Source organism: Bacillus badius NBRC 15713 (assembly GCF_001591605.1).
GTDB classification, from domain to species: Bacteria; Bacillota; Bacilli; order Bacillales; family Domibacillaceae; genus Pseudobacillus; species Pseudobacillus badius.
This window is the reverse complement of sequence record NZ_BCVF01000117.1, coordinates 1-513: the sequence shown is the minus strand read 5'-3', so window position 1 is coordinate 513 and position 513 is coordinate 1. Positions and strand designations below refer to the sequence as shown.

The 513-nt window shown below is 52.8% G+C and carries 5 tRNA genes; all 5 read right to left on the bottom strand.

Annotated elements, in window-relative coordinates:
* Positions 1–4: 4 nt before the first annotated feature.
* The 5 genes from BBA02S_RS20045 to BBA02S_RS20025 all read right to left on the bottom strand — a co-directional run bounded on the left by BBA02S_RS20045 (position 5) and on the right by BBA02S_RS20025 (position 460).
* Positions 5–78, bottom strand: a tRNA-Met gene (locus BBA02S_RS20045).
* Between the two features lie 21 nt (positions 79–99).
* A tRNA-Val gene (locus tag BBA02S_RS20040) sits at positions 100–175 on the bottom strand.
* A 6-nt stretch (positions 176–181) separates the two neighbouring features.
* A tRNA-Glu gene (locus BBA02S_RS20035) sits at positions 182–256 on the bottom strand.
* A 31-nt stretch (positions 257–287) separates the two neighbouring features.
* Positions 288–380 (bottom strand) — tRNA-Ser (locus tag BBA02S_RS20030).
* A gap of 5 nt (positions 381–385) precedes the next feature.
* A tRNA-Asn gene (locus tag BBA02S_RS20025) sits at positions 386–460 on the bottom strand.
* Between the last annotated feature and the right edge of the window lie 53 nt (positions 461–513).

Below are 513 nucleotides of genomic sequence, written 5' to 3'. Positions count from 1 at the left end.
AAAATTGCGGGGGCAGGATTTGAACCTGCGACCTTCGGGTTATGAGCCCGACGAGCTACCGGGCTGCTCCACCCCGCGTCGATATAAAAATATTTCTTATGGTGGAGGATGACGGGATCGAACCGCCGACCCCCTGCTTGTAAGGCAGGTGCTCTCCCAGCTGAGCTAATCCTCCGTATAATGGTGACCCCTACGGGATTCGAACCCGTGTTACCGCCGTGAAAGGGCGGTGTCTTAACCGCTTGACCAAGGGGCCGTCGTATGTAAATGATTGGTGCTGTTGAAAATGGCGGAGAGCAAGGGATTCGAACCCTTGAGACAGCGGTAACCGTCTACACGATTTCCAATCGTGCTCCTTCGGCCAGCTCGGACAGCTCTCCATTTATGGCTCCGCAGGCAAGATTCGAACTTGCGACCGATCGGTTAACAGCCGATTGCTCTACCACTGAGCTACTGCGGAATGATTAATTTCCAGCTCAAACGCCGGCGATAAATTTGTTGAGTATCTTTTTT